General features: G+C 67.8%; 29 protein-coding genes. 9 read left to right on the plus strand and 20 right to left on the minus strand.

Going from position 1 to position 26861, the window contains the following annotated elements; genetic code table 11:
* Positions 1–248 precede the first annotated feature (248 nt).
* Positions 249–1793, minus strand: coding sequence for an IMP dehydrogenase (guaB, locus tag ACWF99_RS13595; protein WP_378635339.1), 1545 nt, complete (start codon positions 1791–1793; stop codon positions 249–251).
* A 221-nt stretch (positions 1794–2014) separates the two neighbouring features.
* On the opposite strand from guaB, the gene ACWF99_RS13600 reads away from it, so the two are divergent.
* The gene (locus ACWF99_RS13600; protein WP_022567296.1) at positions 2015–2428 is read left to right on the plus strand and encodes a DUF5319 domain-containing protein; all 414 of its coding nucleotides are present in this window, start codon (positions 2015–2017) and stop codon (positions 2426–2428) included.
* 169 nt (positions 2429–2597) lie between these two features.
* Here ACWF99_RS13600 and ACWF99_RS13605 read toward each other — a convergent pair whose 3' ends face one another.
* The 3 genes from ACWF99_RS13605 to ACWF99_RS13615 all read right to left on the minus strand — a co-directional run bounded on the left by ACWF99_RS13605 (position 2598) and on the right by ACWF99_RS13615 (position 5266).
* Positions 2598–3704: an anti-sigma-D factor RsdA gene (locus ACWF99_RS13605; RefSeq protein WP_378635336.1), complete on the minus strand. Its 1107-nt coding sequence runs from the start codon at positions 3702–3704 to the stop codon at positions 2598–2600.
* A complete protein-coding gene (locus ACWF99_RS13610; protein ID WP_056818204.1) occupies positions 3697–4275 on the minus strand; it encodes a sigma-70 family RNA polymerase sigma factor in 579 nt (192 codons plus the stop codon). The genes ACWF99_RS13605 and ACWF99_RS13610 overlap by 8 nt, the downstream gene beginning before the upstream one ends.
* A 157-nt stretch (positions 4276–4432) precedes the next feature.
* Positions 4433–5266 (minus strand): hypothetical protein, encoded by an 834-nt coding sequence (locus tag ACWF99_RS13615; protein WP_452536087.1) that lies wholly within the window; start codon positions 5264–5266, stop codon positions 4433–4435.
* A 620-nt stretch (positions 5267–5886) separates the two neighbouring features.
* Between ACWF99_RS13615 and ACWF99_RS13620 the strand changes: the two genes are divergently transcribed.
* The 3 genes from ACWF99_RS13620 to ACWF99_RS13630 all read left to right on the plus strand — a co-directional run bounded on the left by ACWF99_RS13620 (position 5887) and on the right by ACWF99_RS13630 (position 7197).
* A complete protein-coding gene (locus ACWF99_RS13620; RefSeq protein WP_022567299.1) occupies positions 5887–6180 on the plus strand; it encodes a WhiB family transcriptional regulator in 294 nt (97 codons plus the stop codon).
* 146 nt (positions 6181–6326) lie between these two features.
* A complete protein-coding gene (locus tag ACWF99_RS13625) occupies positions 6327–6944 on the plus strand; it encodes a sigma-70 family RNA polymerase sigma factor (RefSeq protein WP_378635331.1) in 618 nt (205 codons plus the stop codon).
* Position 6945: 1 nt separating this feature from the next.
* Positions 6946–7197: an RskA family anti-sigma factor gene (locus tag ACWF99_RS13630; protein WP_378635329.1), complete on the plus strand. Its 252-nt coding sequence runs from the start codon at positions 6946–6948 to the stop codon at positions 7195–7197.
* A 121-nt stretch (positions 7198–7318) separates the two neighbouring features.
* On the opposite strand, the gene groL is transcribed toward ACWF99_RS13630, so the two are convergent.
* On the minus strand, positions 7319–8929 hold the full coding sequence (gene groL, locus ACWF99_RS13635; RefSeq protein ID WP_378635326.1) for a chaperonin GroEL: 1611 nt from the start codon (positions 8927–8929) through the stop codon (positions 7319–7321).
* Positions 8930–9013: 84 nt separating this feature from the next.
* Positions 9014–9313, minus strand: coding sequence for a co-chaperone GroES (gene groES / locus ACWF99_RS13640; RefSeq protein ID WP_056818214.1), 300 nt, complete (start codon positions 9311–9313; stop codon positions 9014–9016).
* 351 nt (positions 9314–9664) lie between these two features.
* Here groES and ACWF99_RS13645 point away from each other — a divergent pair, with 351 nt between their 5' ends.
* Positions 9665–11146 carry an Hsp70 family protein gene (locus ACWF99_RS13645; protein WP_452536089.1) on the plus strand — a complete coding sequence of 494 codons (1482 nt, stop codon included), beginning with the start codon at positions 9665–9667 and terminating at the stop codon, positions 11144–11146.
* A gap of 70 nt (positions 11147–11216) precedes the next feature.
* Here ACWF99_RS13645 and tsaD read toward each other — a convergent pair whose 3' ends face one another.
* The 7 genes from tsaD to ACWF99_RS13680 all read right to left on the minus strand — a co-directional run bounded on the left by tsaD (position 11217) and on the right by ACWF99_RS13680 (position 17695).
* Complete coding sequence (gene tsaD, locus ACWF99_RS13650) at positions 11217–12263, minus strand: tRNA (adenosine(37)-N6)-threonylcarbamoyltransferase complex transferase subunit TsaD (protein WP_378635322.1); 1047 nt, start codon at positions 12261–12263, stop codon at positions 11217–11219.
* Complete coding sequence (rimI, locus tag ACWF99_RS13655) at positions 12260–12754, minus strand: ribosomal protein S18-alanine N-acetyltransferase (RefSeq protein WP_101468212.1); 495 nt, start codon at positions 12752–12754, stop codon at positions 12260–12262. The genes tsaD and rimI overlap by 4 nt, the downstream gene beginning before the upstream one ends.
* Before the next feature lie 29 nt (positions 12755–12783).
* Positions 12784–13476 (minus strand): tRNA (adenosine(37)-N6)-threonylcarbamoyltransferase complex dimerization subunit type 1 TsaB, encoded by a 693-nt coding sequence (gene tsaB, locus ACWF99_RS13660; protein ID WP_452536090.1) that lies wholly within the window; start codon positions 13474–13476, stop codon positions 12784–12786.
* Positions 13477–13541: 65 nt separating this feature from the next.
* Positions 13542–13997, minus strand: coding sequence for a tRNA (adenosine(37)-N6)-threonylcarbamoyltransferase complex ATPase subunit type 1 TsaE (gene tsaE / locus ACWF99_RS13665; protein WP_452536092.1), 456 nt, complete (start codon positions 13995–13997; stop codon positions 13542–13544).
* A complete protein-coding gene (locus ACWF99_RS13670) occupies positions 13990–15066 on the minus strand; it encodes an alpha/beta fold hydrolase (protein WP_452536094.1) in 1077 nt (358 codons plus the stop codon). Before ACWF99_RS13670 ends, tsaE begins: the two co-directional genes overlap by 8 nt.
* Positions 15063–16226: an alanine racemase gene (gene alr / locus ACWF99_RS13675; protein WP_452536096.1), complete on the minus strand. Its 1164-nt coding sequence runs from the start codon at positions 16224–16226 to the stop codon at positions 15063–15065. Before alr ends, ACWF99_RS13670 begins: the two co-directional genes overlap by 4 nt.
* Before the next feature lie 20 nt (positions 16227–16246).
* Positions 16247–17695: a bifunctional ADP-dependent NAD(P)H-hydrate dehydratase/NAD(P)H-hydrate epimerase gene (locus tag ACWF99_RS13680; RefSeq protein ID WP_452536097.1), complete on the minus strand. Its 1449-nt coding sequence runs from the start codon at positions 17693–17695 to the stop codon at positions 16247–16249.
* Positions 17696–17766: 71 nt separating this feature from the next.
* On the opposite strand from ACWF99_RS13680, the gene ACWF99_RS13685 reads away from it, so the two are divergent.
* Entirely contained in the window at positions 17767–18189 is a 423-nt protein-coding gene (locus tag ACWF99_RS13685) for a plastocyanin/azurin family copper-binding protein (protein ID WP_378635309.1), read from the plus strand.
* Between the two features lie 36 nt (positions 18190–18225).
* Here the strand turns inward: ACWF99_RS13685 and glmS are convergent, their stop codons facing one another.
* A complete protein-coding gene (gene glmS, locus ACWF99_RS13690; protein ID WP_378635306.1) occupies positions 18226–20106 on the minus strand; it encodes a glutamine--fructose-6-phosphate transaminase (isomerizing) in 1881 nt (626 codons plus the stop codon).
* Between the two features lie 36 nt (positions 20107–20142).
* Between glmS and ACWF99_RS13695 the strand changes: the two genes are divergently transcribed.
* On the plus strand, positions 20143–20997 hold the full coding sequence (locus tag ACWF99_RS13695; RefSeq protein WP_452536100.1) for a poly(ethylene terephthalate) hydrolase family protein: 855 nt from the start codon (positions 20143–20145) through the stop codon (positions 20995–20997).
* 77 nt (positions 20998–21074) lie between these two features.
* Here the strand turns inward: ACWF99_RS13695 and ACWF99_RS13700 are convergent, their stop codons facing one another.
* From ACWF99_RS13700 to ACWF99_RS13720, 5 genes are all read right to left on the minus strand, one after another.
* A complete protein-coding gene (locus tag ACWF99_RS13700) occupies positions 21075–21368 on the minus strand; it encodes a hypothetical protein (protein WP_452536101.1) in 294 nt (97 codons plus the stop codon).
* Between the two features lie 73 nt (positions 21369–21441).
* Positions 21442–23037 carry a hypothetical protein gene (locus tag ACWF99_RS13705; protein WP_452536102.1) on the minus strand — a complete coding sequence of 532 codons (1596 nt, stop codon included), beginning with the start codon at positions 23035–23037 and terminating at the stop codon, positions 21442–21444.
* 48 nt (positions 23038–23085) lie between these two features.
* Positions 23086–23400: a type VII secretion target gene (locus ACWF99_RS13710; protein ID WP_067448407.1), complete on the minus strand. Its 315-nt coding sequence runs from the start codon at positions 23398–23400 to the stop codon at positions 23086–23088.
* A 130-nt stretch (positions 23401–23530) separates the two neighbouring features.
* Positions 23531–23839, minus strand: a complete 309-nt coding sequence (locus ACWF99_RS13715) for a DUF6802 family protein (RefSeq protein WP_056818233.1) — start codon at positions 23837–23839, stop codon at positions 23531–23533.
* 91 nt (positions 23840–23930) lie between these two features.
* A complete protein-coding gene (locus ACWF99_RS13720) occupies positions 23931–24122 on the minus strand; it encodes a PspC domain-containing protein (protein WP_063057023.1) in 192 nt (63 codons plus the stop codon).
* 198 nt (positions 24123–24320) lie between these two features.
* Here ACWF99_RS13720 and ACWF99_RS13725 point away from each other — a divergent pair, with 198 nt between their 5' ends.
* Positions 24321–25907 carry an ABC-F family ATP-binding cassette domain-containing protein gene (locus ACWF99_RS13725; RefSeq protein WP_452536608.1) on the plus strand — a complete coding sequence of 529 codons (1587 nt, stop codon included), beginning with the start codon at positions 24321–24323 and terminating at the stop codon, positions 25905–25907.
* Positions 25908–25910: 3 nt separating this feature from the next.
* The gene (locus tag ACWF99_RS13730) at positions 25911–26336 is read left to right on the plus strand and encodes a hypothetical protein (RefSeq protein ID WP_378662014.1); all 426 of its coding nucleotides are present in this window, start codon (positions 25911–25913) and stop codon (positions 26334–26336) included.
* Here the strand turns inward: ACWF99_RS13730 and ACWF99_RS13735 are convergent.
* Complete coding sequence (locus ACWF99_RS13735) at positions 26333–26695, minus strand: hypothetical protein (RefSeq protein ID WP_378662011.1); 363 nt, start codon at positions 26693–26695, stop codon at positions 26333–26335. The two genes, ACWF99_RS13730 and ACWF99_RS13735, sit on opposite strands and share 4 nt — an antisense overlap.
* Positions 26696–26861 lie beyond the last annotated feature (166 nt).

Below are 26861 nucleotides of genomic sequence, written 5' to 3' on the forward strand. Positions count from 1 at the left end.
TGGGGGGGGGGGCGCTCTTGGGCGCCCCCCCCGGCCCGCCGTTCCGCCCCCCCCGGTGGCCCCTCGGGCGCCCCGGCGGGGGCGCCTCCCCGGCGACCCGGCCGCGAACCGCCGCTGTGCGGCGGACCCTCCTCGAGGTCGGGTCGTGCGGGGCCGGGAGTGCCGGTAGGCGGCGGACTCGGAGCCTGCTTGCATTGCCCTTGTGCGCCGGGAGCGTACCTCCCGGCGCACAAACGCATCTATTGTACTCAGCCGCGCCCGGTGTAGTTCGGGGCCTCGACGGTCATCGTGATGTCGTGCGGGTGGCTCTCCTTGAGGCCCGCCGCGGTGATCTGCACGAACTGCGCGCCCTGGAGGTGCTCGATGTTCTGCGAACCGGTGTAGCCCATCGCGGCACGCAGGCCGCCGACGAGCTGGTGGATCACCTGGTTGACCGGGCCGCGGAACGGAACGCGGCCTTCGATGCCCTCGGGGACGAGCTTGTCCTCGGCGAGCACGTCGTCCTGGAAGTAGCGGTCCTTGGAGTACGACTTGGCCTGGCCGCGGCCCTGCATGGCGCCGAGGGAGCCCATGCCGCGGTATGCCTTGAACTGCTTGCCGTTGACCAGCACCAGATCGCCGGGCGACTCGGCGGTACCCGCGAGCAGCGAGCCGAGCATCACGGTGGACGCGCCCGCGGCGATGGCCTTGGCGACGTCGCCGGAGTACTGCACGCCACCGTCGGCGATCACCGGCACACCGGCGGCCTTGCAGGCGGCCACGGCTTCGAGGATCGCGGTGATCTGCGGCGCGCCGACACCGGCGACCACGCGGGTGGTGCAGATGGAGCCGGGGCCCACACCCACCTTCACCGCGTCGACGCCCGCCTCGACGAGCGCGGCAGCACCGGCGCGCGTGGCGACATTGCCGCCGACGATCTGGATCCGGTCACCGACCTCGGCCTTGACCTTGGCGACCATCTGCAGCACCTGCGACTGGTGGCCGTGCGCGGTATCGACGATCAGCACGTCGACCCCGGCGTCGGCCAGCGTCATGGCCCGCGACCAGGAATCCTCGCCGACACCGATCGCGGCGCCGACCAGCAGGCGGCCGTCGCGGTCCTTGGTGGCGTTGGGGTACTGATCGGTCTTGACGAAGTCCTTGACCGTGATCAGCCCGCGCAGGCGGCCGTTGCCGTCGACGATCGGCAGCTTCTCGATCTTGTGGCGACGCAGCAGACCCAGCGCGGCCTCGGCGGTGACACCCTCACGAGCGGTGATCAGCGGCGCCTTGGTCATCACCTCGTCCACACGACGGTCCTGATCGACCTCGAAGCGCATGTCGCGGTTGGTGATGATGCCCACCAGCGCACCGGTCTCGTCCACCACCGGCAGACCCGAGATGCGGAAGCGGGCGCACATGGCGTCGACCTCGGCGAGGGTATCGGTGGGACGACAGGTGACCGGGTCGGTCACCATGCCCGCCTCGGAGCGCTTCACCGTCTCCACCTGGGCGGCCTGATCGGCGGCCGAGAGGTTGCGGTGCAGCACGCCCATACCGCCCGCACGCGCCATGGCAATGGCCATGCGCGCCTCGGTGACGGTGTCCATGGCCGAGCTCACCAGCGGCGTGCGCAGGGTGATGTCCCTGGTCAGCTTGCTGGACGTCTCGACCGAGCTGGGGATGAGATCCGAGGCGGCAGGCAGCAACAGCACGTCGTCGAACGTGAGGCCGAGCATGGCGATCTTGGTCGGATCGTCGCCCCCCGTAGGAGGGCGCACCGCGATTCGTTCGCCCGACACGGGATTACTCATTCGGATCGACCCCTCCTGGTCGTCATAGCTACCGACGCGGTAGACACGGTGCGTCGGTGCTCGAGCGGAAAAAGCTTTCGGATGGTCGGCTGGAACAAAGTCGCCGACGCCTGTATTCCATGGTATCCGGCGCCCGGAGACGCCTGTGAAGTGAGCCCTTCCGCAAAACTTGCCCGGTGCATCGCTGGCGCGATGCACCAAGTACTGCGTACCGTGGGGATGTGCGTGACCATCTACCACCTGGCCTGCCGCCGGATCCCTTCGCCGGAGACCCCTCCGACCCGTCCGCCGCGCTCGATGCGATCGAGCCCGGTGAGCCGTTGGATCCTCATGAGCGCCTCGCGGTCGAGGAAGATCTCGCAGACCTCGCCGTATACGAAGCCCTGCTGGCCCACCGCGGTATCCGCGGTCTGGTCGTCAGCTGTGAGGATTGTCGGCAAGATCACTACCACGACTGGGACATGCTGCGGGCGAACCTCCTACAGCTACTGGTCGACGGCACCGTCCGTCCACACGAACCCGCCTACGACCCCACCCCCGAGGCCTACGTCACGTGGGACTACTGCCGCGGCTACGCGGACGCGTCGATGAACGAGGCGTTCCACGGCGACGGTTTCGACGGGTTCGACAACTGAGCTCTCCGGCGACTCGGCACAGCTGAGTCCGTCGCGGCGCCTGCCCTCCCCCACTCTCGGTCACGCGTGCGTGGGGGACTACGCAGGCCCGCACCGGAAATCCCCCCAGCACAAGACGAAGGCCCCGAACCTGTTCGGGGCCTTCGTCTTTGTTCAATTCATCGTGCTGCTACGGCGAGGGCACCGCGGGCGGCGACTGCAGGATGGTCGCCGGCGGAGGCACCTGCTGCGTGGGCGGCAAGCTCGGCAGCGGTGCGGACGTCGGGACCACCGTCGGCACAGTGACGACCGGCGGTGATTCGACGATGGTGGTCGGCGGTGTGGTCGGGTCGACAGTCACCGGCGGAGTCACCGGCGGCTGTGTCGGCTCGACCGGCGGCTGCGTCGGCTCGACGGGAACCAGCGGCTTGGTTTCCGGGCCCGGGCCCGGGGTCTGCATGATGACCGGCGGTGGGGTCGACGGATCGGTGGTACCCGCTCCCGGACCGGTCGGCGCCACCGGCGCAGTGGTGCCCGGATTCGTCGTCGGCGGGACCTGGACGGGCGAGCTCGGCTTGGCCGGCGCGGTGGTGGTCGGCGGCAGTTGCGCGCCGATCTCCGGGGCGACCTTGATCAGCTGATCTCGCAACAGGTTCCAGCGCGCGATCAGATCCTCACGCTTGGCCGGATCGTCGACCTGGCCTGCGTTGGCCGAAGCCTGTTCCAGCCTGGCCTTCGCCTGTTCCGGATTGCCCGAGGTGAGCAGATTCTGCGCGGCCAGCAGATCTTCGTCGGCGTACTGTACGACGGTGGACTGCGCCTGCTCGCTGAACACGACCTCCTTGACCCGCCACAGCGGATCGCCGGGGGCCGCGCTGTAAGCGAAGGCCGTGATACCGCCGAACACCAGCGACAATGCCGCTGCTGCCCCGAAAATCGGGCGGACCAGTCGTAGACGTCCGCGCGAGGAAGCTCCGACTCGAACCTGCCGCGCACCGATCTCCTGATTGACAGCCGCGAACACGGTGTCGAGATCAGGGCCCGCGGGCATCGGCTCGGCCAGTAGGTCGGCCCGCCAATCCGCGAGTAACGACGCGAGCTGGAACTCTTCGGGACTGTCGGTACGCACCGGACCATCGCTCGCGATCGCGTCGATCAGCGCATCATCGCTGCGCACCGCCGCAATGTCGACCGGCCCGGAGTCACCGGCGTCCTCGGCGGCGTAGGGACCGCTGTCGTGCGATCCGCGCTGCCAAACTTTCCGGTCGCCTAGACCGCGCTCGCCATCCCTAGCCATACATTTCACCTGCCCTCGCCACTTGTGACTTCAGTTTCGCGAGTGCCCTGTGCTGGGCAACCCGTATCGCCCCCGCCGTGCTGCCCACGGCGACTGCGGTTTCCTCTGCTGACAAACCCATGACCAAACGCAGGATCAGGATCTCTCGATGCTTCTCGGGGAGCGTTGCCAGCAGAGTGTTCATCTGCCTGCTCGTCTCCGAGTCGAGAGCCCGCTGTTCCGGCCCGTGGTCGGTGGATATGACATCTGGTACTTCGGCCATCGCCTCCGCCTTGTTACGGGCGGCGTTGCGATGGGCGTCGGCGACCTTGTGCGAAGCGATTCCGTACACGAAGGCCATGAAGGGCCGACCCTGATCCTGATAGCGGGGCAGGGCGGTCATCACAGCCAAACAGACCTCTTGCGCAACATCGTCCGCGGAGAGCTGTCCGCGCTCCGCGGCTCCGATCCGTGCCCTGCAGTAGCGAACTACCAAGGGACGGACCAGTTCCAATACCCGAGCTAAAGCGGTCCTGTCGCCCTGCGCAGCCGCAGCGACGGCGAGGTCCAACTCTTCGCCCATATGCGTCATCGTCAGAGATTTTCCTGGCGTTACGAGTGGCGCGGTCGAATGTGACCGAGCTTCCACCGAAAAGGCGGAACGGGACTAACAATAGCGACCCCCGGATCGGCCGCCAGCGGGCGTGGTCGCTTCTAACCGAGCTCTCAGAAAGATCATCTGGAGCGAATCAGGCACCCAGCGGGGCGATGTCCCCACCCCAGGCCCGTAGACGGGCGCCATGATCTGCGGCTTCGCCCGCCGCGTCGTGCGCCAGAGCCGGTTCGGCGACTCCCGAGCGCAGCATCGCGGTGGCCCATCGCAGTGGGAGAAGGCCGTTTTCGCGGCAGTCCGCGTCGACTCGCACGGCCAGTTCGGCGGACCCGGCGAGATCGCCGGTCGCTGCTGTCGCGGCCGCCACGAGCAGTGCCGATTTCACCTGGTGACGCACAGAGGGCAGCGCCGCGGCGAGTTCGGCCGCCGCGACCGCGTCGCGCAGTGCTTCGCCCGCTTCACCGCCGGCGAGCGCGGTCTCGGCGCGCACCCAGTGCCAGCGCACCTCGGCTCGCGGAGGTGCCGCGCCGAGCAGTGGCCGTACCCGGCCGAGCAGCGTGCGGGCCAGCGCGAGCCGACCGGTGCCGAGGGCATCGGCGGCCAGGCCCGTGTACGCGTCGGCGAGCGCCTCGGCACGGGACGCGCCGGTGGCGCCGAGTGCGATCGCCGCGGCGCGGCCGTCGAACGCTGCCGCACCCGCGTGATCGCCGAGCTGGCGCAGCAGCGATCCACGGGTGCTCTCGACGAGGGATTTCAGGCCGGGATCGGTCGCGGTTCTGGCCGATATCAGCAGGTCAGCACGGGCGGCGGCGTAGCGGCCCTGTCCGCCGAGCGCGACCGCGCGGTACCACCGCGACAACGGGTCCGCCGGCTCCGGCAACTCCGCAGCGGCCAGGCCCGGAGTGGGCCCGAAAGCAGTCGAAACGAGTATTTCGGAACCGATATCCGCGGGTGAGGCCGTTGTCTGCACGACGAGACTCTAGCCGCCACCTACCCCGGGCGGCTCCCATGTTATGGATCGACGAGGGGCAATCAGCAAACAATCAGCATTTCTCTCGAGTGTCGATGTTGCCATCAGGTAAATCTCCGCTCCCCGATGCCACTACCGGAAAGTCTCGAATTCACATGCGTTTCGCGCAATTAACCTTCACGCCCCGTTTTCGCCATCTGCACGCAGTCCGGCGGCGGAGGCCGTTGTGATCCAGCACACCCGGCCACCCTGGCCGTCACCGGCACGAACCAGGCCCCGACCGGCGCGACCTGGGAAAATATGGGATGTCTCGGAAACGCGAAGACACCCGATCCATAGCCAACCAAACAGTATGGAGGGATCGGGTGTGAAATGTAAATAGTGAGTAGGTTAAATTTCAGCGTTGCAGATTTACTGAACTCATGCGCCGAACTATTGACGGAAATTCCCGCCTGCACCTAACGTAGCTCATCGCCACGGTTGGCGCCGCGCGAAATCGCAGCGACCTCCGAGCGGCACCGTCAGGCACCGTCGAGCCGGCCACCCCCATCGGGTGGCGCGAAGACCTGCCGCACCACTCGCTCGACAACGCTGACGAGCTCGCGCCTCAAGGAGTTCACATGCCCATGCCCACCCACCTCCCCGGACCGAACGCCGATGTCTGGGACTGGCAGATGCGTGGCTCGTGCCGCGGTCAGGACTCCGCGGTCTTCTTCCACCCCGACGGCGAACGCGGCCGCGCCCGCACGGCGCGCGAGATGCGCGCCAAGGAGATCTGCCGGGCCTGCCCCGTGCTGATGCAGTGCCGCACCCATGCCCTCAAGGTCAGCGAGCCCTATGGCATCTGGGGCGGCATGTCCGAGACCGAACGCGAGATGCACGCCCGCCGCAACCGGCGACGGATGGCCGTCTGAGGCCAACCGGGCCCGTCTGGCCGGGTTGGCAAATCTGTTCCAATCCGCTGGCCGTGGCGCGCCGAATCTCTAGCAAACAGCTGGCACCCGAATAAAAGGCACCCCCGGTCGCGGGAGGTCATAGCCTCGGGCTACATTCGTGACCGATGACACAGAATGGGTTCCGAAGCGAAGCCTTTCCACCGAGCGTGGATTCTGCGGTTACCGCACGCGCGGCCGAAGGAGTCGAGCTAGCTGCACTGCTGGAACGATGCGGTCTGTCCGACCAGCAGGCCTTTGCCGAGCTGTACGACCGAACGTCCGCGCGCGTTTTCGGCCTGGTCCTGCGGGTGCTCCACGACCCCGGGTACGCGGAGGAGACCACTCAGGAGGTCTATCTCCAGATCTGGCGTACCGCCACGAGTTTCGACCCCGCCAAGGGGTCGGCGGTGACCTGGCTGATGACGTTGGCACACCGGCGCGCGGTCGACCGGGTTCGCGCCGAGCAAGCCCACACCCAGCGCGAGGTCGCGTACGGGATCCGGGTGCTCGGACACGAATTCGACGAGGTCACCGAGGAGGTGGAACGCAGACTAGAACAACAGGCCGTCCAGCGCGGACTCTCGACCCTCACCGAGACCCAGCGCGAGGCGATCTCGCTCGCCTACTACGGCGGGCGGACCTACGCGGAGGTAGCGACATACCTCGGCATCGGGTTACCGACCGTTAAGTCCCGAATTCGGGACGGATTGACACGACTGAAGAAAAGTTTGGGGGTGACGTGAGATGAACGAAGCCCAGATCGATCTCGCGCACACCGTCGCGCTCGGATTGATCGACGACGAAGACCATCACGCGATCCAGACCATCATCGATACCGAAGACTCCACCCTGTGTACGCAGTTCCTGCGAGAGGTTCGCGGTACCCGCGAAGCTCTCGCCCAGCTCGCGTCCGCAACCCCCACCCCACCGCCACCGTCCCTGCGCGCCCGTTTACTGGCCGCCCTGGATGCCGAAGATCCCCCGGTAGCCAGCTGAACGACGAAAGGCCCCCAGATCGCGATAGCGATCCGGGGGCCTTCGTCATATCACCAACCCGCCACGCACGACCCGACCCTGAGGAGGGTCTCGCCGCGCAGCGGCGGTTCGCTCCGACAACTCAGTGCGAGTGACCGTGGTGCCCGTGGTCGTCGTCGGCCTCAGCCGGCTTCTCCACGATGGCGCTCTCGGTGGTCAGGATCATCCGCGCGACCGAGGCGGCGTTCACCACGGCGGAGCGGGTCACCTTGACCGGGTCGACGACACCGTCGGCGAGCAGGTCGCCGTAGGTCAGGGTGGCGGCGTTGAAGCCTTCCTTGCCCTCGGAGACCTTGGCGACGACAACCGCACCGTCGAGACCGGCGTTGCTGGCGATCCAGTACAGCGGCGCCTCGAGGCCCTTGCGAACCACCTCGACACCGACGGCCTTGTCGCCGGTGAACGAGTCACGCAGCTCGACCAGCGCGGCAGCGGCGATCACGAGCGCCGAACCACCACCGGGGACGATGCCCTCCTCGACCGCGGCCTTGGCGGCGGCGACCGCGTCGTCGACGCGGTACTTGCGCTCCTTGAGCGCGGTCTCGGTGGCAGCGCCGACCTTGATCACCGCGACGCCACCGGCCAGCTTCGCCAGACGCTCTTCGAGCTTCTCGCGATCCCAGTCGGAGTCCGAGGCCTCGATCTCGCGACGCAGCTGCGCGCTGCGGCCCTTGATGTCCTCGTCGGAGCCCGCGCCGTCGATCAGCACGGTCTCGTCCTTGGTGACGACGACGCGACGCGCCTGACCCAGCTGCTCGATGGTGGCCTCGCGCAGGGTGACGCCGAGATCGGGGTTGATCACGGTGCCACCGGTGACGACGGCCAGGTCGTCGAGGAACGCCTTGCGACGGTCACCGAAGAACGGCGCCTTGACGGCGACGGCCTTGATGGTCTTGCGGATCGAGTTGACCACGAGGGTCGACAGCGCTTCGCCGTCGACGTCCTCGGCCACGATCAGCACGGCCTTGCCGGACTCGGCGATCTTCTCCAGCAGCGGCAGCAGATCGGGCAGCGAGCTGATCTTGTCGCGATGCAGCAGGACGTAGGTGTCCTCGAGCACGGCCTGCTGGGTCTCGGGATCGGTCTGGAAGTAGGGCGAGAGGTAGCCCTTGTCGAACTGCACACCTTCGGTGATGACGAGTTCGGTGTTCGTGGTCGAGGATTCCTCGACGGTCACGACGCCGTCCTTGCCGACCGTGGTGAGCGCCTTACCGACCATGTCGCCGATTTCCTCGTCGCGCGAGGAGACGGTGGCGACCTGGGCGATGGCCTTCTCGCCGGAGACGGGGGTGGCCAGCGCGAGCAGCACCTCCGACACCTTCTCGGCGGCAGCGGCGATGCCCTGGCCGAGGGTGATCGGGTTGGCGCCCGCGGCGACGTTCTTCAGGCCGCCGCGCACGAACGCCTGGGCCAGCACGGTGGCGGTGGTGGTGCCGTCGCCCGCGACATCGTTGGTCTTGGTGGCGACGCTCTTGACGAGCTGTGCGCCGAGGTTCTCGAAGGGGTCCTCGAGGTCGATCTCACGCGCGATGGTGACACCGTCGTTGGTGACGGTCGGGCCACCGAAAGCCTTGGCCAGCACCACATGCCGGCCGCGGGGGCCGAGGGTCACCTTGACGGCGTCGGCCAGCTTGTCGACACCGCGTTCCAGAGCCCGGCGAGCCTTTTCGTCGAACTCGATCTGCTTGGGCATAAGAGGATTCAGCTCCTGTTTGTGAACGCAATCCGCCCCGGGCCTGTGAAGACGCCGGGGCGGAACGCTGATGCGGCGTTGGCCTTACTTGGTGACGACGGCCAGGATGTCGCGCGCCGAGAGGATGAGGTATTCCCCACCCTGGTACTTGATCTCGGTGCCGCCGTACTTGCTGTAGATGACGACGTCGCCTTCTTTGACATCGACCGGGATGCGGTCACCCTTGTCGGTGACGCGACCCGCGCCGACGGCGATGACGGTGCCCTCCTGGGGCTTCTCCTTGGCCGTGTCCGGGATGACCAGGCCGGAGGCCGTCGTCGTCTCGGCCTCGTTGGCCTGGACGAGGATCTTGTCCTCGAGCGGCTTGATGTTCACGCTCGCCACGTTGAGCCCTCCACTTTCAGGGGAAATTCGGTTGTCCGGAACTGGTGTCCCAGGCCGGGTTTCGGTCAGCTCGCGACCCTGCGCACAGCCCCGTCGTCGCGGGTGCCGGAGCCGAAGCCCAGAAGTCGACTGGCACAAGTACAGCTTCACAGTGCCGACTAGCACTCTATACGCGAGAGTGCCAGCACTCAAGGTCGGGTTCTGCCGATGTCGCATTTTCGACACGCCCACACTGGCCAGTGATCTTCACATCGCCTGCCACAATCTGTAACGTTCGCATAACAGGCTGTGACATAGCACAGGAAGGCGCCATCCGCTCGGAGAGCACCATCGGCTTGAAGGGAGGTGAACATGCGAACATCCCTCGGCATCTCGGCCGGGAACGAGGTGGTGTGCTCGGCATTGGTCGCGACGGGGCCCGCGGGCGAGCAGACTTTCGACTACCGGGTCGTTTCCGCAGATGAGGCACATTCCGATCTCGGCGATCTCGTATCGTCCTCGATCGAATTGATGACCACCCAGCTGCCGGTGTCACAGGCGGCGATGGCAGGCGAACCGCTCGGGCGCTATTCCGGCGGCCACTGCCGCGCCGAGTCGGCCCGGTCACGGCCACCGACCAGCGTCGCCGTCGCCTACCGCAACAAGGAACAGGCACAAGCCATTCGGGCCGCCACCACGCGCCACCGTGATCTGCGGCTCGTCACCGAGGGCGCCGCCGCCCTCGCCTATCTGCGCCACACCGGACTGCTCGACCGCTACCCCACCGTCGCCGTGATCGACCTGGGCGCGACCGGACTCACCGTCACCGTGGCCGATTACACCGACAACGTGGTGCTGCACACCGAACGGACGCCGACGCTGAGCGGCAACGCGATCGACGAGCTGATCTACCACCACCTGGTCGACCTGCACTACGCCCGACGTGGCACCCGGCCCAACCGCACCACCCTGACCAACCGTGGCCGTGCGGCCAAGGAACACCTGTCGCTGGCACCCGTCGTCACCATCGATCATGTAGCGGGGCAGGGGCTGGAGCTCACCCGTCCCGATTTCGAGGAGCTCATCGACGGCCTTCTGCGCAATATCGCGCTGTTCTCGTCGTCGGTGTTCACCCGCGCGCCGAAGTACCCCGACGCCGTCGCCGTGATCGGTGGCTGCGCCAACATCCCGTGTGTCATCGACATTCTCGAATCGCGCCTCGACGTCCCCGTGCTCACCGTGCCCGACCCCGAGGCCGTCATCGCCAAGGGCGCGGCGCTGGTCGCCGACGCCGCGGCACCGTCCGGACTACCGGGCGTTGGGCACGCCGACGCACCGAGTGGCACCTTCGCCAAGGTCGTCGGCACCCTCGTCGGCGCGGTCGTGGTGGTCGGCCTGGTGATCGGCTACGGCGTGCAGGCAGTCTCGCCCGACGCCCCCGATGTCACCCCCGCCGGCACGAGCAGCACCGTGCGTCAATCCCCGTTACCGCTGGTGCCCTCCCCGGCACCCACCCCCGCCAATCGCGAGAGCACCGAACGCACCGGCGCCACCGTGGCCCCGCCCGCGACCGAAGCACCGAATGCCACCACCGGGGCGCCGAGCCCGAGCGGCACCACGCCCTCCGCGCCCACCTCGACGACGGCCCCCACCCTGCGCCCCGATCCGAACCTCCCGCAGATCCCCTACCCCGAGTCTCCTCTCGGCGGCCCCTTGGACAGCGGCTCCTCCGGCGGCGGCAGACAACGTCCCTCCACCCCCAATACCTCGCCCACGCAGGCCCCCGCCAACAGCACCCTCCCGATTCCGTCGGCCACCGCGACAGACGAAATCCCCTTACCGCCAGCCGATTAGCACGCGCACTGCGCCGGGTGGACCGGTGGTGGGTTCTTCAGGAGTGCCGTGCGACCAGGCAGGACGGGCGCTAGCCGCGCAGGGCGCTCACCGAGACCGGCAGCCCGGGATCGGTGGCGACAGTCAGTTCAGCAGGCTGCGCACCCGCCGCGATCACGTGCGCGCCCAGCGCCGCGATCATCACACCGTTGTCCGTGCACAGCCGTGGCTTGGGCACCCGAAGCGTCAAACCCGCGGCAGCACACCGCTCTTCGGCCAGTGATCGAATGCGCGAGTTAGCGGTGGCGCCGCCGCCGAGCACGATCGTGTCGACACCGACGTCGGTCGCCGCCCGGACAGCCTTCATCGTCAGCACATCCGCCACCGCCTCCTGAAAGGACGCGGCGATATCGGGAATCGGCAGCTGGTCGGGCGTGATGCCCTGACGCTGCGCGGCCTCGACATAGCGGGCCACCGCGGTCTTGAGGCCGGAGAAGGAGAAGTCGTAGCGCGCGTCGCGGGGCCCGGTCATCCCACGGGGAAAGGCGATCGCCCGCGCGTCACCCGAGCCGGCGGCAGCGTCGAGGGCCGGCCCACCGGGATAGCCGAGACCGAGCAGCCGCGCGACCTTGTCGAACGCCTCCCCGGCGGCATCGTCGACGGTGCTGCCGAGTTCGGTGATCGGCTCACCCAGATCCGTGACCTGCAACAGGTGCGTATGCCCACCGGACACGAGCAGCGCCACCGCGGGCGGCATCGGCCCGTGCTCGAGCGTATCGACCGCCACGTGCCCACCGAGGTGGTTGAGCGCGTAGAACGGCACATCCCACGCCGCCGCATAGGCCTTGGCCGCGGCCACCCCCACCAGCAGCGCACCGGCCAGCCCCGGCCCGATGGTGACGGCGAGCGCGTCCGGCTTGCTGATCCCCGCGGTCGCCAGCGCACGGCGCATCGCGGGCACGATCGCCTCGAGATGTGCGCGCGAGGCGATCTCGGGCACCACGCCGCCGAAGCGGGCGTGCTGGTCGACGCTCGAGGCCACCTCATCGGCGAGCAGCTCGACCGAGCCATCGGAATGACGGCGCACGATGCCGACTCCCGTTTCGTCGCACGAGCTTTCGATCCCCATGACGATCACGACAACACCTCGTCCTGCCGGCCGCGCGCGGCCCATTCATCGGCCGCGGCGGTCAGTTCCGGACGGCGCATCGTGTACGCGTCCGCCCCGCTGGGGTGGTAGTAGTTCTTGCGCAGCCCGATGATGTGAAACCCGTGCTTGGCATACATCGCGATGGCGGGCGCGTTGTCTGTGCGCACCTCGAGGAACACCGGCCCGCCGCGTTCGGCCGCCGTCGCCAGCAGCGCTTCGAGCAGCAGCGTGCCGATGCCGCCCCGATGACATTCCGGGTCGACACCGATCGTGTGCACCTCGGCCTCGGGATGGGCGTCGTCACCGAGCAGCGCGATACCCGCGTAGCCGACCATCACCCCGTCTGCGGTGCGCGCGGTGATGTAGCGGTTGTGCCCGCCGGCCAGCTCGGACCGGAACGACACCGCCTGCCACGGGTCGTCCTCGGGGAACAGCAGGTGCTCGAGTTCGACGCAGCGGTCGATGTCGGGCAGGGTCATGGGAGCGATCAGGTACTCGGTCACGGCACTCACGCCCCGGTCCGGTCGAGGGTGCGGAAGCTGTTCTCCACCGCATCGGGCCTGCGCAGATACAACGGCACCAGCGCTTGCGGTGCCTCTCCCGCCAGCAGCGCCGACGCCGCGACGGTGACCAGCCCGGCAGGCGAGGGCGTCTCGCTGGGCAGCACCGGCAGATCGAAGAAGTCCACGTGCGCGGCCGACCCGGCGATCGCCGCGGCCTCACCCACCGGAACGTCGGCAGCCTTGTTCACCTCGGGACCGGCGACCCGCGCCCCGTTCAGATACTTGGCCCAGTACACCTCGCGCCTGCGCGCGTCGGTGACCACCAACAGCTCGCCGGGATCTCGCTTCTCACCGATCGTGTCGGCGGCGATGGCGTCGAGACTGCACACCCCGTGCACGGGTAACCCGAGCGCGTCACCGAAGGCGGCCGCGGTGGCCATTCCCACGCGTAGCCCGGTGAACGGTCCAGGTCCGAGCCCGACGACGACCGCGTCGAGCTCGTCGCGGCGCACCCCCGCCTCGGCTAGACACTCCAGGATCTGCGGAGTGAGGACCTCGGCGTGCGCGCGGGCGTCGACCTTCACGCGGGCAGCGAGCGTCGCCACGGCGGGGCGGGTGCCGGGTTCACCGGCAGGTGACAGGTGCACCAATCCCGCTGTAACGGCGGGTGTCGCGGTGTCGACTGCTAGTACGAGCATGATTGTCTCAACAATACCGGGTGGTATCGGCGCTCGGCGCGCACCGGTGCGCGCATGATCGCGCGTTATTCGATCCATTCCCAGATCGCCGTGCGCACATCGGATTCCGGCTCCCGGGCGAGTTGCACTCGCAGATGCCGGTCAGCGAGGTGTTCGACGACCCCCTTGCCCCATTCCACGACGACGACCGCGTGGTGCAGGTCGGTGTCGAGGTCGAGCGAGTCCAGTTCGTCGAGGTCGCCCGCGAGGCGGTAGGCGTCGACATGCACCATCGCCACCCCGGGCGTGCCGTCCGGCCGCACTCCGGCCTTGTGTGCCCGCGCGATGATGAACGTCGGCGAGCTGACCCGGCCCGCGACACCGAGTCCGGCGGCGATTCCGCGGGTCAACGCGGTTTTGCCGGCGCCGAGCGGGCCGTCGAGCACGACCAGGTCACCCGGGCGCAGGGTGGCCGCCAGTTCGCGGCCGAATGCTTCGGTGTCCTCGACGGTGTCGAGAACGCGCTGGTGCGGGTCAACCACCGACGGCCTCCTCGCCGCGGTTGCCGATGATTCCCGCCCGCGCGAGCAGCCGGTCGAGTGCGGCCAGGCTCACCTCGGGGAACTGCAGGTGCGGCATGTGCGCCGCCTCACGCACCCGGACCAGATCGCTGCCCGGTAGTTCCGCCGCCAGTTCGCGGGAGTTGCGGAACGGGATCACCACGTCGTGCGCACCGCCGAGGATCAGTACCGGCAGCTCGCCGAGGACGGGCAATGCGGCTGACTCATCGTGCAGCTCAATCGCTTTCAGGAACTTTTCGATGGTGCCGACGGGCGTGCGGTCGATCATCATCGTGGTGAATCGCGACAGCGTCGGACTGACGGGGCCGTGGAACGAGCTCACGTGCAGGATCGGCGTCACCACGTGCTTGCTCGCGCTGCGGCTGAACTGCACCAGCGTCGGCGCCGTCCGCACCGCCAGCCGGAAGCCGTCGACCGCGGGATGCCGAACCAGTTGCGAGATCCCGGTCGCGGTCACCTCCGCGGCGGCGGTGCTCAGCAGCCCGACCGCGCGCACCCGCGTCGCGAACAGCTCGGGGAACTGCGCGGCCGCCGCGAGCACGGCCATTCCGCCGAGCGAATGCCCGACCAGCACCACCGGCCCCGTCGGCGCGCACTCACGGATCACCGTGGCGAGGTCGCGGCCGAGCTGGGCGACCGTGCAGCTCTCGGTACTCGGTGTGCCGGAGCGTCCGTGTCCGCGCAGATCGAAGAACACCATCCGCATCCTCGACCCCCACTGCCGCGCGAGATCGCGGCGCTGGAAGTGGAAGGACTCCATGCTGTTGCAGAATCCGTGCACGAAGACGACCGTGACTTCGGCCGCCTCGTCGCCGTAGGTGCGGGTGGCCAGCGACACCCCGTCGTCGGCGAGCACCATGCCCGGTTCGTCGTCGTCGATCAGGGCGAAGTTCTCGTCGCGGTATTCGTCACGCTCGGCGGGCCACATCACTCGCGCGCCGATCTGGCGCAGGGTGTGGGCGATGGCGAGGCCCGCGAGCAGGCCGGCGGTCGCCAGGCCACCGCGGCGGATCACCGTGCGCCGGGTCATCGGCCGGTACCCACGTAGCGGCGGACCACACGGCCGCGCGGCGCGCAGACGACTTCATAGTCGATCGTGTCCAGCGCCCGCGCCCAATCGAGTGCGTGTGGCTGTCCCGCGCCGCCGCCGAACAGCACCGCGCGGTCACCCTCCCGCACGCCGCCCGCGTTGTCGCCGAGGTCGACCATGAACTGGTCCATGCACACCCGTCCGACATTACGGTGTCGGGCTCCGCCCAGCCACACCTCGAAACGTCCACTGAGCGAACGGAATACGCCGTCGGCATATCCCGCGGGCACCAGCGCGATCGTGGTGTCGCGCGGTGCGATCCACCGGTGCCCGTACGACACGCCCTCCCCTGCCGCCACCTTTTTCACCAACGCGACCTCCGCCTGGAATGTCATCGCGGGCTTCAGACCGAATTGTCCGAGCTCCGGTATGGGCGAGAGCCCGTACACCGAGATACCCGGCCGAACCATGTCGAACCGCAGATCTGGTCTGGTCAAGGTGGCCGCCGAATTCGCCAGGTGCACGAGTTCGGGTTCGAGACCGTGCTCCTTGGCCAGCGCGATCGCCTCGACGAACCGGTCCCGCTGCCGATCCACCATCGGATGCCCCGGCTCATCGGCGTGCGCGAGATGGGAGAAGATCGCCCGTAACCGCACCACCTGCCCGTCGACGAGCGCCCGCACAGCACGCAGGACCTGCGGATACTCGGTCACCGACACCCCGTTGCGATTGAGCCCCGTATCCACCTTCAACGTCACCGTCGCGGTCTGCCCCGTCGCCACCGCGGCGCGCTCCACCGCCCGCAACTGCGCCAGCGACGACACCCCGATCTCGAGATCGCCCGCCACAGCACCCGCGTAATCGGCGTCGACAGTATTGAGCCAGCACAGCACAGGAGCCGTGATCCCCGCCGCCCGCAGAGCCAGTCCCTCCCCCACGGTGGTCACGCCCAGCTCCCGCGCACCCGCCCCCAACGCGGCCCGAGCCACCTCCACCGCCCCATGGTTGTACCCGTCGGCCTTGACCACCACCATCACAGCGGCCCCGTGCGCGTACTCCCGCAACACCTGCACATTGTGAGCAATGGCATCCAAGTCGACGACCGTCTCCACTTGCGCATTCACACCCCCGATCGTGCCAGGACCCGCCGAATCCGCCATACCTGGGCTCCGTCCCGGGCCTACCGACCCTCGCCCCCACCGACCTCCCGCAACACCCGCACGGCCTCCCGAACATGCCCCAGCAACGGCGTAGCGGAAATAGGCGCCCCCGCCGCCCGACCCTCATGAGCGGCCAGATTCGCCGCCAACGCATGTACCCGAGCTCCGGCAGCCGCAGCCCACCCCGCCGCACACCCCGCGGCGAGCAACGCCCCGATAATCCCCGACAGCACATCCCCCGACCCCGGCGTGGCCGCCCAATCCCCACCTGCGTCATTGACCAGCGTCGGCTGCCCCGGCGAGGCGACAACCGTCGCCCGGCCCTTGAGCAGAACCGTCACCCCCCACTCCTGCGCGAGCCTTCGCACCGCCCCCACCCGATCCGCCCCCACCGCACCACCGGTCAGCCGAGCGAATTCCCCCGCATGCGGCGTCAGCACCGTCACCGCGGATCGCCCCCGAACCAGCCCCGGTTCCTCGGCAAGGATCGTCAACCCATCCGCATCCACCAACACCGGCAGATCAGTACCCAGCACCTCGGCCAACCGATCCCGGGCCCCCGGATCAGTACCACCCCCCGGTCCGACCACCCAGGCCTGCACCCTCCCGGTCTCCGAAATCGACGAACTGGCGACAACTTCGGGGAACTTCTCCAATACCTCGGTATCGGACCCCACATACCGAACCATCCCCGAGGTCGCCGCCACTGCGGCGCCCGTGCACAACACCCCCGCCCCCGGGTACTTCGCACTGCCCGCGCAAACCCCCGTCACTCCCTGGCTGTATTTGTCGTCAGCAGGCCCCGGCACCGGCCACCCGGCCCCCACCGCTCCTGGATCGAGCCGCACCAGCCCAGCCTCCGGAAGACGTAACCCGATCGGCACCAACACGATTCGCCCGCACCGAGGCACCGCCAACGCATGTACCGGCTTATAGGCACCGAACGCCACCGTCACATCCGCCGTCACCGCGGGTCCATCCACCGCCCCCGTATCCGGATCGACTCCACTGGGCAGATCTGCCGAGACAATCGGAACATCCAGGGCAGCAACTATTTCCGACGCCCCGGACCGCAAAGGCCCCCGTCCGGAAATCCCCACGATCCCATCGATCACCAGATCGACACCATCGAGCCGATCGACCACCCGGCCCCCAGCTGCCCGCAACGCAGCAAGCCCTTCCCGATGCGCCCGTTCAGGATTCAGCAGAACAGCCGACACCCGGACGCCCCGACGCCGTAGGAAGGCCCCCGCCCACAACGCATCCCCGCCGTTGTCCCCCGACCCCACCAGCAGTCCGACGGTTCGGCCGACCACGCCCCCGGTCAGCGACCGCAATTCGTCGACAACCACCCCGGCCAGCCCGAAGGCAGCCCGCCGCATCGGCATACCCGCAGGCACCCGCGTGAACAGCTCGGCTTCCGCCGCCCGCACCTCGTCGACGGTGTAGTAGCCACGCCGATCCGACATAGTCGCCTCCCAGCTGCCCGAAACGGGCCGCCGACCGGCCCGGGGTCGCTCGCAGACTACGCTCCACACCCATGTCGATGGTTCGTCACCGCGCCGCATCCGCCCGGTTTGCCGCCGGAATAGTCGTGGCCGCCGCCCTGGTGTCCGCCGGCTGTTCCGGCGACTCGGGAAACGCCGCCACCACCACAACCCGCAAACCCCGCCCGGTCACCACCACGACCACCCAACAGCACGCCCCGACCAACCTCACGGTCGAGGTCGGCGACATGAAATACGCACCCGCCGACGCCACCATCAAGGTCGGCGAGACGGTGACCTGGAAGTTCTCCGACAAGGTCCCGCACAACGTGCAGGGCATCGGCGACAAGGCGATGGGCCTCAACAGCCCCATCTTCGACAAGGGCGAATGGTCCTACACCTTCACCCAGGCCGGCACCTACCGCTACATGTGCACCCTGCACCCCGACATGCGCGGATCCATCACCGTCAAGTGACCCTGCCGGCCTCGCGTCGAGGCCGGCACCCGGTCCCTATTCGACGGTGACCGACTTGGCCAGGTTGCGGGGCTTGTCCACGTCGTAGCCCAGAGTCTGGGCCACCTCGGCGGCGAAGATCTGCAGCGGCACCGTGGACAGCAGCGGCTGGTACAGGGTCGGGGCGGCCGGGATCTCGATCAGGTCGTCGGCGAACGGGCGCACGGTGTCATCGCCCTCTTCGGCGATCACGATCGTGCGGGCACCGCGCGCCTGGATCTCGCGAATGTTGCTGAGCAGCTTGGAATGCAGCACCGCCCGCCCCTTCGGCGACGGCATCACGATGATCACCGGCAGGCCCTCTTCGATCAGTGCGATCGGCCCGTGCTTGAGCTCGCCCGCGGCGAAGCCCTCGGCGTGCATGTAGGCCAGTTCCTTGAGCTTGAGCGCGCCTTCGAGCGCCACCGGGTAACCCACGTGGCGACCGAGGAACAGCACCGTCGGCACGTGCGCCAGCTCGCGCGCGATGGCCCGCACCTGCGGCGCGGTCTCGAGCACCCGGGCGATCAGCTTCGGCATCGATTCCAGTTCGGCGAACTCGCGAGCCACCTCGTCGGGGTACTTGGTCCCGCGCGCCTGCGCCAGGGCCAGACCGACCAGATAGTTGGCGGCCACCTGAGCCAGGAACGCCTTGGTCGAGGCGACACCGATCTCGGGCCCGGTCCGCGTGTAGATCACCGCGTCGGACTCGCGCGGAATCTGCGCCCCGTTGGTGTTGCAGATGGCCAGCACGCGCGCCTTCTGCTCCTTGGCGTGGCGCACCGCTTCGAGGGTGTCGGCGGTTTCACCGGACTGCGAGATCGCCACCACCAGCGTCGACCGGTCGAGAACCGGGTCGCGGTAACGGAATTCGCTGGCGAGCTCCACCTCCACCGGCACCCGGGTCCAGTGCTCGATCGCGTACTTGGCGAGCAGGCCCGCGTGGTAGGAACTGCCGCACGCCACGACGAACACCTTGTCGAATTCGCGCAGCTCCTGGTCGGCGAGGCGCTGTTCGTCGAGGACGATCCGGCCACCCTTCTCGTCGACGACGAAATGCCCCATCAGGGTGTCGGCGACGGCGGTGGGCTGCTCCTCGATCTCCTTGAGCATGAAGTAGTCGTGGCCGCCCTTCTCGGCGGCGGCGAGGTCCCAGTCGATGGTGAACGGCCGGCTGACCACCCCGTCGGTGTTGCCCGCGAAGTCGGTGACGCTGTAGCCGTCCTTCGTGATCACCACGGCCTGGTTCTGCCCGAGCTCGACCGCTTCGCGGGTGTGCTCGATGAACGCGGTGACGTCGGAGGCGATGAACATCTCGCCCTGGCCGACCCCGACGACCAGCGGCGTCGACCGGCGCGCCGCCACGATCGTGCCGGGATGGTCCGCGTGGGTGAACACGAGCGTGAACGCGCCCTCGAGCCGCTGCAACACGGCGTGGACACTCGCGGTGAAGTCGCCCGCGGTGGGGCCGTCGGCGTACGCGCGCGAAACCAGATGCACCGCGACCTCGGTATCGGTGTCGCTCAGCAGCTCGACGCCCACGTCCTCGAGCTCGCGGCGCAGCGGCGCGAAGTTCTCGATGATGCCGTTGTGGACGACGGCGAGCTTGCCGGAGATGTCGCGGTGGGGGTGCGCGTTGCGGTCGGTCGGCGCGCCGTGGGTGGCCCAGCGGGTGTGCCCCATCCCGGTCGAACCGGCGAAACGCTCGGTCCCCGCCTCGCCCAGTTCGGCTTCCAGATTGGCCAGCCGCCCGGCCTTACGTTCGACCGCGAGAGCACCGTTTCCATCGAGGATCGCGACCCCCGCGGAGTCGTATCCGCGATACTCCATGCGTCGCAGCGCGTCGACGACAACGCCCAGCGCATCCCGGTATCCGACGTACCCCACGATTCCGCACATGGTCCCCCACCCTACTGATCGGATACTCTTCTCGCCGTGTCGGTGTCTGCAAAATCGCTCGTGAGCACCCTGTCCGTGCGTGGCCCCCACCGGGTGCTGCGTGGGAACTTAGGGATCGCAGGTCAGCCGGGTGTGGTGTACACGCCCGAGTCCGGGCTGAACCTGCCCGCTGTCGCGTTCGCGCACGGCTGGCTGACCAGCGCCGAGAACTACAAGAGCCTGCTCGAACACATCGCGTCGTGGGGTTTCGTGGTCGCCGCGCCCGATACCGAGCGTGGCCCGATTCCGTCACATCTGGACCTCGGCACCGACTTGCTCACCACGCTCGACATCGTCAGCAAGGTCCGCCTCGGTGACGGCACCATCAGCGTCCACCCCGACCGCCTCGCCCTCGCCGGCCACGGCATGGGGGCAGGCGCCGCGGTGATCGCCGCGGCTCAGCGCCGGGTAGCCGCCGTCGTAGCGCTCTTCCCCGCCCCCACCTCCCCCGCCGCGGAGAACATCGCCCCCGACATCGACGCGCCCGGCCTGATCCTGACCGGCGACGATCTCGACTCGGTCAGCTCCAACGCCCGCGCCCTCGCCGCCGCCTGGTCGGGCCCGTCGATCCTGCGCACCATCGGCGGCGCCTCCCACAACGGCATCATCGAGGGCCGCCGCCTCTTCGCCGCCCTCGGCGCGGGCCGCTACGAACACAAAACCGACAAGGCCACCCGAGCCCTGGTCACCGGCTACCTGCTCGCCACCCTCCTCGCCGACAAGAAGTACGCGGCCTTCGCCGACCCGGAAGCCGAGATCCCCCACATCAAGGTCGTCGACCCCCACGCCGAGGTCGAGGTCGAGGCGCCCAAGCTGTCCATCGGCACGGTCGCCAAGCTCATCCGCGGCTAGAGAAAGAAGCCCCCGGGCCGTCCGAACGACGTCGGCCCGGCGCGATCACCCTCCGTATTCGGCGTCGCGCCGGCGATTCAGACCAGCCAGCTCTTGCGCTGGTAGTACTCGGCTTCGGGATCGTCGTCATCCAGCGGAGCAGCGCGGTCATTGGCCCGTCGAGCGGCGATAGACCGTGCGATGGCTTCGCGCTGCTCCCTGACCGCGGCTTCTTGACGCTCGCGTTCCTCCGCTTCGAGCCGTGCCCGCTCTTCGGCCTCGGCAGCTTCGCGCTCCCTGACCGCTTGAATCTCGGCGAGAATCTCGTGACCGTTGTTGTGCACGGCGAGGCTGTTGCGCATCTCGTCGTACTCGTAGTCCAGAATCTGCACCCGGCGAAGGAAATCGTAGGCGCCTTCTTCGATCCGCGATCGACTCATGGCGAAACCCCCTCAATTCGTTGATTCACAGCGGGCCCGCCTCCGCCAGGACCGCACCGGAGTCACCCGGATCGGGTTGCTGGCTCACCGGATACTGCTCCGCCCAATGTTCACCGTCGGGCTCGTTGTCCGCACTCGGCGTGGAGCCCGCACCCGGCATGTTCTCCGCGGCATAGCCTTTGGCGTTGAGAGAACCGGTCGGGTTCGGTGTCGCACCCGAGGATGTCCCCTCCTCAGTGTCTTCGAGACCGGTCGGCCCTTGGCCCGTGCCGGTCTCCGGTGTGCCCGAACCGATTTCGCCGCTGGTCTGCTCGTCGCTGATCACCGGGATGCCGTTCGCATCGAGCGTCATGCCGTATTCGTGTGAGTTTCCGGCAGCGTCGGTGGTGCTCACCGTGAGTTGGCCGTTCGCATCGGTTCCCACACTGACCTGGGTGCCGTTCAGATCGAATGTCGCGCCACCGGACATCAAGCTGCTCAACTGGCTCGAAATCGACGCGAAACCCTCTTGCACCGAGGTACTGAGCGAGGTGAGGCCGGAACTGATCGTCTCCGCCGTGCTCGTGACGAGCGATTCGAGTTCACTCACCGATGACACGAGCGACGTGAGACCGGTCATCACTTCGCTGACCGTATCGGTGATTTCGCTGATCGTGTCGGTGATGTCGCCGTCATCATCGTCATCGTCATCGTCGTCTTTGGTGGTCGACGGGTCCTCGGTGGTCGCCGCCTTGGTCGACGTGTCCTCCGTTGTCGACGGTGTTCCACCAGTCGAGGTGTCACCCTTCGACGTATCTTTCGTCTGGGGCTGCTGCTCCGTCGTCACGGGTGTCTGCGGCTTGCTGGAATCCTGCGGCATCGGATATGCGCCGGTATCCAGTCCGTTCAAGGCTTCGACAAGAACGCCATAAATCCGGCGGACCTCGGTGTCGACTTCCTTGCATAGCTGAACGAATTTATCGTATGTTGCGGTGACGTGCGGCATGAAGATATCAACCAGCCACTGCTTGGCCTTCTTGCCCGCATCAGAATCTGGGTTGGATGAGACCTCTTGTATGTAATCATCGATCGCAGTGCGGCTCATCCCGCTGCTGTTCTGCTGCGGTATGTCAGGCGTATTGGGAGACCAAAAGCTCTGGACCGTAACCGCTTTGTGCCGAACGGCAGTTCGCAGCGCCGTCGAAACATAGCTGAGCTCGAGCGATATCGTCGCGGCTTCGATGCGATCTTGTTCAGCACGGAGAATCTGCGCATTCAGCATATTTGATGCGGAGTCAGCCGCCTGACCCTGCCATATCGACGGCAATGCCGAGAGCTGCCGCCGCTGATCGTCGATCTCCCCGGGCAATTTAGCCATCACCTTGGACAAAGCCGCGGACATCCGATCGATTGCCGCGATATCCATACCACGTTCGGTGTCGTACTTCGCATAGATCGAATCGAAATTCCCGTTAGCCCCCGCCAGCAGTTCTGACCTAGCAGGAGCGTGCGTAACCGCTGATGCTTTTCCATAGCGAGGTAGGTATTCGACGAAATACTGCAAACCTTCCGCCCCGAGGTCGAGCATCTCGTCTGCGCTACCACCGGTAGGAATACTGGCCCAGGTCGGAGAGTCAGCCATGAACGCCCCCGGACACCGCGGCCGAACAGGTGCACACGAATGCGCGCATCAAAGGTTCACCCCTGCGGCCGTTATCTTCTTGACGTTGGCATCGTCGACCGTCGCGTACGTATCCGCACTGGTACCGAACTGAACGCCCGTCTTGTCGATCGCGGTCTGCCAGTTCTTCAACCACGTCTCGACCTTGCCGATCACGCCCCCGACCTTCGTCCCCTCGGCACCGTAGTCACGACCGGCTTGCGCGGCGGTGAAGGACCAGCCCTTGACGTCGGCGGAGCACGTCCCGATGTCAGCCGCCGACGCCTTCAGGTTCGACGCAGCCTTACGCAGAGCCGTCGGATCGACCGTTACTGAATCGCCCACTTCCCCCTCCTTCTGGTCAAGCGCCGGCAGGCGCACTACTCCCTTAGACGCGCCACGACCGGGATCGGTTCCACGATCACACGACGAATGCCGCTGTGCTCGGATTCGATCACAGCGGCACCCTGGTGCGCTACTTCTCCAGGTTCCCCTGGTCGGTCTTGCGCCACTCCGACGTGCCGTCGGGATGACGGTGGTATTCCCAGGCGGCGTAGTCGCCGTCTTCCTCGACGACGGTGACGTGATCGGCGAGGCCGTCATGGTCGTAGTCGGACCAGATACTGGTCGAGTCCGCATCGCCGGTGGAGAGGGAGTCGACGACGCCGTCGTGGTCGAGGTCGAGGGATGGGTTGTTCAGCTCGACGGGGCCGAGGCCGCCCAGAGACGAGTGGGCGTCGATGTCGGGTAGGCCGAGGCCGGGGAACTCACCCGAGGTGACCATGACTGCTCCTCCAACGGAAAACTCGCGGATGACGACGTGGCGGGGTTGCCACCATCTTGTCATCCGCGAGCGGGCGCCGGGGGGTTCGGGGCTACTTGTTCGGGATGAGGATCCACATCGCCAGGTAGATCAGGAACTGGGGGCCGGGCAGCAGGCAGGAGACGACGAAGACCAGGCGGACGACGTTGGGGTTCCAGCCGTAGCGTTCGGCGAGGCCACCGCAGACGCCTGCGATCCACTTGTTGCTGGTCGAACGGGTGAGGCGGCGGGCGGGGGCGGTCATGGTGTTGCCTTCCTGTGGAGCGGTGATGTCTCCACTGTGCCGTCGGAGCACCCTCGCCCGCATCGGTCCACAGACCCACCCGCACCCTGATTTCGACAGGCCCCGACCTCAGGGTCAGACCCCGAGACGGGCACAATTGTCGAGGTGAGCACGACATTGCACGCCAGTGGCCTCTCCGCGGGGCACGCCGAACGGACCCTGTTCGCCGACCTCGATTTCACTCTCGCCCCCGGCGATGTGATCGGGCTGGTCGGGGTGAACGGCGCGGGCAAGTCGACGCTGCTGCGGATGCTGGCCGAGCGCGAGCCGGGCGAGGGCACCATCGCGCTGAGCCCGCCCGACGCGACCGTCGGTTATCTGACCCAGGAACCGGAGCGCATCGAGGGCGAGACGGTGCTCGAATTCCTCTCGCGCCGAACCGGTGTCGCACACGCTCAGCAGGTGATGGACGCGGCGGCCGAACGCCTCGGCGACGGTGGCGACGACGACTACTCGCCCGCGCTGGAACATTGGCTGGCGCTGGGCGGCGCGGACCTCGATCAGCGCGCCGAAGAGGTCGCCGCGGACCTGGGGCTGACCCACGGCTTGGCCGGCGGGCTCGACACCCCGATGACGGGCCTGTCCGGCGGCCAGGCGGCCCGCGCGGGGTTGGCCTCGGTGTTGCTGTCGCGCTTCGACATCCTGCTGCTCGACGAGCCGACCAATGACCTCGATCTCGACGGCCTCGACCGGCTGGAACGGTTCGTCACCGGGGTGCGCGTACCGCTGATGGTGATCAGCCACGATCGAGAGTTCTTGGCGCGCACGGTGAACAGCGTTCTCGAACTCGATCTGGCTCAGCAGCAAACCGGCTTCTACGACGGCGGCTACGACGCCTACCTCGCCGAACGCGAGATCGCCCGCAAGCACGCCCGCGAGGCCTACGACGAATTCGCCGACACCAAAGCGGGTTTGGAGTCGCGCGCGCAGATGCAGCGCAACTGGCTCGAGCACGGGGTGCGCAACGCCCGCCGCAAGGGCAAGAACGACTCCGACAAGATGGGTCGCAAGACCCGCGCGGAATCCACCGAGAAGCAGGCCGCCAAGGCCCGCCAGACCCAGCGCCGGATCGAACGCCTCGACGTGGTCGACGAGCCGCGCAAGGAGTGGGAGCTGCGGATGGAGATCGCGACCGCCCCACGCAGCGGCGCGGTGGTCGCGACCGCCAACAACGCCACCCTCACGCGCGGCGAGTTCACGCTCGGCCCGATCACCACCCAGATCGATTGGGCCGACCGGATCGTGCTCACCGGCGCCAACGGCTCGGGCAAGTCGACCCTGCTCGGCCTGCTGCTCGGCAAGATCGCCCCGGACACCGGTTCGGCCGCGCTGGGTTCCGGTGTGGAGATCGGCGAGGTCGACCAGGCCCGCGGGCTGTTCCGTGGTGACGACGCCCTGGCCGACACCTTCGCCGCGGCGATGCCCGACTGGCCCGATGCCGAAGTCCGCACGCTCCTGGCCAAATTCGGCCTGCGCGGGCCGCACGTGACGCGTGCGTGCGACACCCTGTCCCCCGGCGAACGCACCCGCGCGGCCCTGGCCCTGCTCCAGGCGCGCGGGGTGAACCTGCTGGTTCTCGACGAGCCGACCAACCACCTCGACCTGCCAGCCATCGAACAGCTCGAACAGGCCGTCGAATCCTTCACCGGCACCTTGATTCTGGTGACGCATGATCGCCGGATGCTGGATTCTGTTCGTGCGACCCGTCGTTGGCACATGTCCGGTGGGCTTCTCAGCGAGGAATGACGCATGGACTACGCATTAGGTATCGACACCCGAATCACCCTGCTCGTCACCGGATTCCTCTTCCTGAGCGCGTTGCTGCTCGGGGTGTGGAAGTACCACGGCATCCGGACTGAGGGCGCGGCGCACGTCTATGTCGACATCGCCCACCGCGCCGCGCTGATGTACTCCTTCGCGGGGATCCTGCTCGCGGTGTTCACCGAGCTCAGCGCCTGGCCGACGATCGTCAACCTGACCGCCGACCTCGTGGTACTCGCGTTCTTCGCCGGTGCGATCGCCAGTTACGCCCTGCACGGGCTGCGCCGGGACACCACCAACCAGTTCGACGGGAAGATTCCCGCCGAACTACGGCTGTCGATGTACGGGCTGATCGTGGGCGAGATCGGTGGTTTCGGGGTGCTGTTCAGCGGATTCGTCGTCGGACAGTTCTAGAGCGACTGCACCACAGCGGGCTCGGCCGCACCGAACAGGTCGATGTCGGAGCCGAGCTTGGCCCCGATCAGGCCGACGCCGAAGGTGACACCGAGCACGGCGACCACCGCGATGAACGATCGCGAGCGCGGCACCCGTGGCGCCGCGAACGCGCGGGTGCGTGGCGCCTCGGCGACCGGCTCATAGGCGGACTGCCCGTAGCCTTCGTCCCGGATCGGCACCGTGTGCGAATACCCTTGCGGCACTTCGCGGCACCCCGGTCGCCCGCAGGCCCCACCACAGCGGTGCGGCTGGTCGGCTTCGCCGTACTCGTACGGGTACTGGTCCTGGTAGTTGCGGGCAGGCAGCGGCGGAACCATGATCGGCCCCCTTCGAATCGTGCTGCGCGCCAAAATAACCGCCTGCGCCGAGCAGCACACACGCGCCACGGGGCACACAGGTCCAGACGGCGTATCCCGATACTAGTGGGGCCCGGTGGAACACGCCACAGCACCGATCGCCGACCCGTCGTCCGGGTCCCGGCGA

Source organism: Nocardia sp. NPDC055002, assembly GCF_053608825.1.

What these genes read in the sequence shown, in the direction of transcription:
- guaB (WP_378635339.1), bottom strand. Translation starts at nt 1,793, where the DNA reads ATGAGTAATCCCGTGTCGGGCGAACGAATCGCGGTGCGCCCTCCTACG.
- ACWF99_RS13605 (WP_378635336.1), bottom strand. Translation starts at nt 3,704, where the DNA reads ATGGCTAGGGATGGCGAGCGCGGTCTAGGCGACCGGAAAGTTTGGCAG.
- ACWF99_RS13610 (WP_056818204.1), bottom strand. Translation starts at nt 4,275, where the DNA reads ATGACGCATATGGGCGAAGAGTTGGACCTCGCCGTCGCTGCGGCTGCG.
- ACWF99_RS13620 (WP_022567299.1), top strand. Translation starts at nt 5,887, where the DNA reads ATGCCCATGCCCACCCACCTCCCCGGACCGAACGCCGATGTCTGGGAC.
- ACWF99_RS13625 (WP_378635331.1), top strand. Translation starts at nt 6,327, where the DNA reads ATGACACAGAATGGGTTCCGAAGCGAAGCCTTTCCACCGAGCGTGGAT.
- ACWF99_RS13630 (WP_378635329.1), top strand. Translation starts at nt 6,946, where the DNA reads ATGAACGAAGCCCAGATCGATCTCGCGCACACCGTCGCGCTCGGATTG.
- groL (WP_378635326.1), bottom strand. Translation starts at nt 8,929, where the DNA reads ATGCCCAAGCAGATCGAGTTCGACGAAAAGGCTCGCCGGGCTCTGGAA.
- ACWF99_RS13645 (WP_452536089.1), top strand. Translation starts at nt 9,665, where the DNA reads ATGCGAACATCCCTCGGCATCTCGGCCGGGAACGAGGTGGTGTGCTCG.
- rimI (WP_101468212.1), bottom strand. Translation starts at nt 12,754, where the DNA reads ATGACCCTGCCCGACATCGACCGCTGCGTCGAACTCGAGCACCTGCTG.
- tsaB (WP_452536090.1), bottom strand. Translation starts at nt 13,476, where the DNA reads ATGCTCGTACTAGCAGTCGACACCGCGACACCCGCCGTTACAGCGGGA.
- ACWF99_RS13670 (WP_452536094.1), bottom strand. Translation starts at nt 15,066, where the DNA reads ATGACCCGGCGCACGGTGATCCGCCGCGGTGGCCTGGCGACCGCCGGC.
- alr (WP_452536096.1), bottom strand. Translation starts at nt 16,226, where the DNA reads ATGGCGGATTCGGCGGGTCCTGGCACGATCGGGGGTGTGAATGCGCAA.
- ACWF99_RS13680 (WP_452536097.1), bottom strand. Translation starts at nt 17,695, where the DNA reads ATGTCGGATCGGCGTGGCTACTACACCGTCGACGAGGTGCGGGCGGCG.
- ACWF99_RS13685 (WP_378635309.1), top strand. Translation starts at nt 17,767, where the DNA reads ATGTCGATGGTTCGTCACCGCGCCGCATCCGCCCGGTTTGCCGCCGGA.
- glmS (WP_378635306.1), bottom strand. Translation starts at nt 20,106, where the DNA reads ATGTGCGGAATCGTGGGGTACGTCGGATACCGGGATGCGCTGGGCGTT.
- ACWF99_RS13705 (WP_452536102.1), bottom strand. Translation starts at nt 23,037, where the DNA reads ATGGCTGACTCTCCGACCTGGGCCAGTATTCCTACCGGTGGTAGCGCA.
- ACWF99_RS13715 (WP_056818233.1), bottom strand. Translation starts at nt 23,839, where the DNA reads ATGGTCACCTCGGGTGAGTTCCCCGGCCTCGGCCTACCCGACATCGAC.
- ACWF99_RS13720 (WP_063057023.1), bottom strand. Translation starts at nt 24,122, where the DNA reads ATGACCGCCCCCGCCCGCCGCCTCACCCGTTCGACCAGCAACAAGTGG.
- ACWF99_RS13730 (WP_378662014.1), top strand. Translation starts at nt 25,911, where the DNA reads ATGGACTACGCATTAGGTATCGACACCCGAATCACCCTGCTCGTCACC.
- ACWF99_RS13735 (WP_378662011.1), bottom strand. Translation starts at nt 26,695, where the DNA reads ATGGTTCCGCCGCTGCCTGCCCGCAACTACCAGGACCAGTACCCGTAC.